The sequence below is a fragment of the Streptomyces sp. SID14436 genome (assembly GCF_010548465.1).
Taxonomy (GTDB): Bacteria; Actinomycetota; Actinomycetes; order Streptomycetales; family Streptomycetaceae; genus Streptomyces.
The window spans coordinates 1-6,374 of the sequence record NZ_JAAGMD010000734.1 but is presented as its reverse complement, the minus strand read 5'-3'; the positions used below and the strand labels follow the sequence as shown (position 1 = coordinate 6,374).

Annotated in this window: 5 protein-coding genes, 1 pseudogene and 1 riboswitch; of the genes and pseudogenes, 3 read left to right on the top strand and 3 right to left on the bottom strand. The window is 73.2% G+C overall.

Features of this window, described 5'->3' with window-relative positions:
• Together G3I53_RS26685 and G3I53_RS26680 are read right to left on the bottom strand one after the other, a co-directional pair.
• A pseudogene (locus G3I53_RS26685) lies at positions 1-300 on the bottom strand (glycosyltransferase family 2 protein); the annotation flags it as partial.
• Positions 301-318: 18 nt separating this feature from the next.
• Positions 319-1,383, bottom strand: coding sequence for a GNAT family N-acetyltransferase (locus G3I53_RS26680; protein ID WP_343240695.1), 1,065 nt, complete (start codon positions 1,381-1,383; stop codon positions 319-321).
• 259 nt (positions 1,384-1,642) lie between these two features.
• On the opposite strand from G3I53_RS26680, the gene G3I53_RS26675 reads away from it, so the two are divergent.
• Complete coding sequence (locus tag G3I53_RS26675; protein ID WP_164350535.1) at positions 1,643-2,542, top strand: HAD family hydrolase; 900 nt, start codon at positions 1,643-1,645, stop codon at positions 2,540-2,542.
• Here the strand turns inward: G3I53_RS26675 and G3I53_RS26670 are convergent.
• Complete coding sequence (locus G3I53_RS26670; protein ID WP_164338004.1) at positions 2,536-3,027, bottom strand: transglycosylase SLT domain-containing protein; 492 nt, start codon at positions 3,025-3,027, stop codon at positions 2,536-2,538. The two genes, G3I53_RS26675 and G3I53_RS26670, sit on opposite strands and share 7 nt — an antisense overlap.
• Positions 3,028-3,032: 5 nt before the next feature.
• A riboswitch (cyclic di-AMP (ydaO/yuaA leader) is annotated at positions 3,033-3,195 on the bottom strand.
• Positions 3,196-3,751: 556 nt separating this feature from the next.
• Between G3I53_RS26670 and G3I53_RS26665 the strand changes: the two genes are divergently transcribed.
• Positions 3,752-4,762 carry a polyprenyl synthetase family protein gene (locus tag G3I53_RS26665; RefSeq protein ID WP_164338003.1) on the top strand — a complete coding sequence of 337 codons (1,011 nt, stop codon included), beginning with the start codon at positions 3,752-3,754 and terminating at the stop codon, positions 4,760-4,762.
• Positions 4,763-5,043: 281 nt separating this feature from the next.
• On the top strand, positions 5,044-6,276 hold the full coding sequence (locus G3I53_RS26660) for a sigma-E factor regulatory protein RseB domain-containing protein (RefSeq protein WP_164338002.1): 1,233 nt from the start codon (positions 5,044-5,046) through the stop codon (positions 6,274-6,276).
• The last annotated feature ends 98 nt before the right edge of the window (positions 6,277-6,374 follow it).

Below are 6,374 nucleotides of genomic sequence, written 5' to 3'. Positions count from 1 at the left end.
CGGTGACGCCTCCCCGCCGGTCGGCCCGTCCGCCGGGGTGTCCGGCACCGCCTCACGGGCGAGGCGGGCCAGCACCGTCCTCGGGTCGGCGCCCGGCGGGACGTGCCCCAGCAGGGTGCCCGCCGGCCGGCCGTCGCGGCGGACCAGGGCGAACACCTCGCCGTGCGTGACCGGCGGGCTGCCGGGGCCGGGTCTCAGGCCGGCCTCGTCCCCGTGCAGGTCCACCTCCGCGACCTGCACGGCGCCGATGGCCAGGAACCGGCGGATCTCCTCCTGGGCGGTGCGTGTTCTGCGGGACATGCGTCCTCCTCCCCTCCCTCACGGACGGCGCAGCCGTCCGGCGCCCTTCAGCGTCCGCGACGCCAGCGACGCCAGCCGCGGGCGGGCGCGGACGAAGCCGTACGCGCGGCGTACGGGCTCACGGCTCAGCCAGTGCAGCGCGGCGCCCGTGCCCGGCCGGGTCACCGCCCCCTCGTAGACGGCGAGTTCGCCCGTCTTCAGCGAGTCCTTGTACTCCGCCGGGCCGCGCCCCATGTCGAGCAGGCCCACCCCCTCGGCGGCGGCGGCCTCGGCCATCCGCAGGTGCAGCACCAGCCCCGGCGAGTACTTCGCGAACTCCGGGTCGTAGGCCGGGAACCAGCAGGCCAGCACGGTGGCCGAGCGCAGGCCGAAGTGCGCGGCGACGGGACGGCCGCCGGCGTACAGCACCGACAGGGTGCCCGTGCACTGGGCGGCCCGGGTCTCCGCGAGCCGGGCCACCAGCCGGGCGATCCACTCCTGCGCGAACCGGTCGCGCCGGCCCGTCCTGCGGTACTGCGCCGACTTCCACTCCATGAGTGTGCGCAGCGCGGCCGGGTCGCGCTCGTCGAGGACGAACCGGACCGGGCCGACCTGGCGGCCGAGCCGGCGCTCCTTGGCCAGCGTGGTCTTCAGGAACTTCGGCGACTGGGTGCGCAGCACGGACTCGTAGGTCTCGTACCCCTTCTCCACGTCGATGACGTAGGTGGCGTGCTCCTCGGCCGCGTACGGCACGAACAGCCCCTGGTCCGCCTCCAGGTTGTCGAAGGCGAAGCTGGACACCGAGCAGGCGCGCAGCAGTTCGCGGGCGTCCACCGCCGACCCGGGAGGCAGGATCGCTCCCTGGCAGTCGGACACCCCCAGGCCGATCGCCCGGCCCTGCCCCCACGGTCCGCGCTCGTACGGCAGGAACCCGACCGGGTCCGCGCCCTCGTACACCACGGCGACCCGGGCGCGCGGCCGGACCCGTCCCACGACCGTGGTGAACTCCGGTTCCATGAACGGATTGCGTGGTGTGTCCGCCGTGGCGCGCAGCTCGCGCCACCGTTCCCGTTCCCCCTCGCCGAGCTCCTCGGGCCTCAGCACACGCGTGCGTCCACTGCTCACCTGACCCCCCGATCAAGTCCCCCCTGGACCCTTGGAAGGTACCGCCGGGGAACGGCGCCCGGTAGGCCGCGTCCCGTCTTATTGCCAAATGGTGCACAAACCGTCAACCGGGGACGACCCGGCCGTGACCGGGAGCAGCCTCGGCGGGCCGGCCGCGGGGCCGGCGCAGGACGGCGGCGAGGGCCGCGGCGGGCGGAGGCGGTGAAGGGGACGGGTGCGCTGTCCGTATTCTCTGATCATGGCCGCACCCACCGCATACTCGCTCATCGCCACCGATCTGGACGGGACGCTGCTGCGCGGCGACGACACCCTGTCCGACCGGACCCTCGCCGCGCTCGCGCGGGCCGGGCGGGCCGGTGCCCGGCATCTGGTGGTGACGGGGCGCCCGGCCCCCCGCGTGCGCCCGCTGCTCGCGGACCTCGGCTGCACGGGGCTCGCGGTCTGCGGCCAGGGCGCGCAGGTGTACGACGCCGGGACGGAGCGGCTGCTGTGGTCGGTCACCCTGGACCGGGAGCTCGCGGAGACCGCGCTCGGCAAGATCGAGGCGGAGACGGGCGAGGTGTACGCGGCGGTCGACCAGGACGGCGTCGACGGGCTCACGCTGATCGAGCCGGGCTACCGGATGCCGCACCCCACGCTGCCCGCCGTGCGGGTGGGGCGGCGGGCCGATCTGTGGGAGCGGCCGATCAGCAAGGTGCTGCTGCGCCACCCCGTGCTGTCCGACGACGCGTTGGCGGCGGCGGCGCGTTCGGTGATCGGCTCGCTGGCCACGGTCACGATGTCGGGGCCGGGCACGGTGGAGCTCCAGCCGTGCGGGATCACCAAGGCCACGGGACTGGCGCTGGCCGCCGAGCGGCTGGGCGTCGGCCCGGCGGGCACGATCGCGTTCGGCGACATGCCCAACGACATCCCCATGTTCGACTGGGCGGCCCACGGGGTGGCGATGGCCAACGCCCACGACGAGCTGAAGGCGGTGGCCGACGAGGTCACCACGACGAACGAGGACGACGGCGTGGCCGTCGTCCTCGAGCGACTGTTCGGCAGGGGGCCGGTGCCGCACGTGCCCCAACACGTGCCGCACCCGTCCGCTCCGGGTGATGCGTCCCTGCCCGCCGCAGGGAGGGTGGTGGCTCAGTAGGCCCCGAAGACGTTGTCGATCGAGCCGTAGCGGTCGGCCGCGTAGTTGCAGGCGGCCGTGATGTTGGCGACCGGGTCGTACGGGTCGTAGACGGTGCCGGGCACGTGGTAGGCGGCGAAGGTCGGGTCGATGACCTGGAGCAGGCCCTTGGACGGGGTGCCCTTGGCGGCGTTGGAGTCCCACAGGTTGATGGCCTGCGGGTTGCCCGAGGACTCGCGGATGATGTTGCGGTGGATGCCCTCGTAGGAGCCGGGGATGCCGTGCTGGGCCATGACGGACAGCGACTCGCGGATCCAGCCGTCGAGGTTGTCGGGGTACACCGTCGCCGCGGTGGCGGCGGCCGGGGCGGCGGCCGGAGTGGCCGCGGCGGCGTGGGAGGCGCCGAACAGCGGCAGGGCGGCCACGGCGACGCCGGTGCCGGCGACGGCGAGGGTGCGGGCGAGACGTCGGCTGCCGAGGCGGCGGAGCTGACCGGATGCAGGCATGTCTGTGTTCCTCTCCTACGCCTGCGAGGTGAGCTGTCGGGTTCGGACGGGAGAGTGTCCGGCCGTGCCCCTGCGGGCACGGCTTCACCCCGAGCCGTTCCGGCGCGTGACCGGCCCGGCGACTTACCTGGGTCCCCCGCTCCTGCCGTGCGTGAGTGAGTTCGTCGTTGGGTGGTGCGGGCGGCGGCAGGATTCGGCGTCCGCCCGGCGGCCGGGAACGTATGCGAGAGCACACGCCGGGAACAAGTGCGAGGGTCACGGTAAACGCTGTTTGATCTTGACATGGGCGGTTTGCGACGCTTGATCCTTTGTGGTCGCCACGGCCCAACTCGCCGCGGGGCAGCGGGGAACCGGCGGTGTACGGATGTCGTTGATGTGTCGGGCGGCGCGTGACCGACTTCACGGGACGCCGGGTCGGAGCGCATTTCACGCTAAGGGGAATCCGCTTGGTAATTGCGGCAAATCGGGCGTCGGGGCGGGCAGGATGGTGAGCATGCCGAGGTGTGGTCCGGAGCGCGGAGCGATCCGCCCCGGAAAGTCAGAGAATGTCCACTGTTATGAACCGATCAAAAACGGGCCGGTCCTGATCGCCTCCTGCCCGGCCTGTATCCCCGGGCCCTGGCGGTGATCGAAACATGACCGGATACGCTGACTTGAGTGATGGCAGCGACCTATCGACAAACCGCGTAGACGCCAGTGGACACCAGCAGACAGGAGACCCCTCGTGACCGTCGTCGGGCCGTTCGGGCTGAGCGTGCGGGACCAGGCTCTGGAAGCCGATGTCCAGGCCGGGATGACGGCTGTCGAGGAAGGGCTGCTCGAGGCCACCAAGAGTGAGGTCCCCTTCATCACGGAGGCCGCCCAGCACCTGGTGCGGGCCGGCGGCAAGCGGTTCCGGCCGCTGCTGGTGATGCTCTCCGCCCAGTTCGGCGACCCCTACGCGCCGGGCGTCGTGCCGTCGGCCGTGGTCGTGGAGCTGACCCACCTGGCCACGCTGTACCACGACGACGTGATGGACGACGCCGCGGTGCGGCGCGGGGTCGCCAGCGCCAACACCCGCTGGGGCAACTCCGTCGCCGTCCTCACCGGCGACTTCCTCTTCGCGCGGGCCTCGCAGATCCTGGCCGACCTCGGCCCGGAGGCCGTCCGCGTGCAGGCCGTGGCGTTCGAGCGGCTGGTCACCGGGCAGATCCTGGAGACCGCGGGCCCGCAGGACGGGCGGGACCCGGTGGAGCACTACCTGGACGTGCTCGGCGGCAAGACCGGCTCCCTGGTCGCGGTGTCCTGCCGGTTCGGCGCCATGATGTCCGGCGCCGACGAGACGGTCGTGGACGTGCTCACCCAGTACGGCGAGCGGCTCGGCGTCGCCTTCCAGCTCGCCGACGACGTCCTCGACATCGCCTCCGACTCCCACGAGTCGGGCAAGACCCCGGGGACCGACCTGCGCGAGGGCATCGCCACCCTGCCGGTGCTGCGGCTGCGCGAGCGGGCCGAGCGGCTCGGCCTGGCCGACGACCTCGCCCTGTGCGAGCTGCTCGACTCCGACCTCACCGACGACGCCCGGCACGCCGAGGCGCTGCGCCTGCTGCGCGCCCACCCCGCCCTGGAGCAGGCCCGCCGCGACACCGTGCGCTACGCCAAGGAGGCGCGCGCCGCGCTGGCCCCGCTGCCGGAGTGCGAGTCCAAGACGGCGCTGACGGAGCTGTGTGACGCCGTGGTGCACCGGGCCGGCTGACCGCCGCGCGCCGGGGCCGGCCGCCGCGCCCGGCCCGGGCCGTCCCCCAGGGGTGGCCGGGCCACCCCTACTGGTGGGCGGACCCCGGGCGCCCCGATGTCATACCCCAGCAGTACACGGAGTTGAGTCCGCGGTCTGACGCTTCGGCCGCCGCCGTTTGGTCAGATGGAACACGAAGGACATCATCACTCCTCACCGATTCGGGTGAGAACGGCGGCTCGGGGTGAACAGGTGCGCAGGCACGCGACGCAGGCCGCCGCCGACCAGGAGGTAAGGCACACATGGCACCGTACGCATCCGACGACAGGACGACCGCGGAGCCGGCCGGCGACCCCGGCAGGGGCCGCCGCAGGGCCGCCCGGTACGTCGTCCCGGTCACGGTGATGGGGGTGGCGGCCGCGACCATCGGGCTGGTGCCCGCCATCGCCAGTTCCGGTGACCCCGACCTGCCGGACATCACCGCCGCACAGCTCATCGAGAAGATCGCGAAGTCGGACGTGGAGCAGCTGTCCGGCACCGTGAAGGTCACCACCGACCTCGGCCTGCCCGACCTCGGAGGGCTGGAGAGCAGCCTCACCTCCGGTGCCCTCGGCCAGGGCGGGGACGGCTCCTCCGCCGACCCGTCCGCCAAGCTGACGGAGCTGGCCTCCGGCACCCACACCCTGCGCGTCGCGGCCGACGGCCCCGAGCGGCAGAAGCTGTCCCTCCTCGACGGCTCCGAGGAGTACAGCCTCATCCACAACGGCAAGAACGTCTGGGGCTACGACAGCAAGTCCAACGAGGTGTTCCACGGCACGGTCGACGAGCCCGCCGGGGAGCGCGGCGAGCACCAGCCGCCGGCCACCCCGAAGGACTTCGCCGAGGAGGCCCTGAAGTCGGTCGACGACACCACGTCCGTGACCGTCGACGGCACCGCCCAGGTGGCCGGCCGCGACGCCTACAAGCTGGTCGTCGAGCCCCGGCAGTCCGGCTCCACGGTCGGCGCGATCAGCATCGCCGTGGACCACGAGACCGGCATGCCGCTGAAGTTCACGCTCACCCCGGCGAGCGGCGGCGCGGCCGTCGTCGACGTCGGCTTCACCAAGGTCAGCTTCGCCCGGCCCGCCGCGTCGACCTTCGACTTCACCCCGCCCAAGGGCGCGAAGGTGACCGAGGAGGGCGCACTGGAGAAGGAGGCGGAGCGGCACGCGGGCAAGGACTCCGGCCGGCCCGGGAAGGCCCCGGAGTCCGAGGAGGACCTGGGCGAGGGCCTCGACGGCATGAAGGTCCTCGGCGAGGGCTGGAACTCCGTCGCCACCTTCGACACCGGCGGCCCGGGCCTGCCCGCCGGCGGCACCGGCAGCGACCTCGACGGCTTCCTCGGCTCCCTCGGCGACCGGGTCAAGGGCGACTTCGGCACCGGCACGGTGTTCAGCACCCGCCTGGTCAACGCCCTGATCACCGAGGACGGCACCGTCTACGTGGGCGCGGTCACCAAGGACCACCTGGTGAAGACGGCCGACGGAGCGAAGTAACCCGGCAGCCCCGTACCGGCGGCCGGGCGGCTCCTCGGCCCGCCGGGACCGGGTCCGGCCCGGCCGTCCCGGCGGGGGGAGCCACCGGCCCGGCCGTG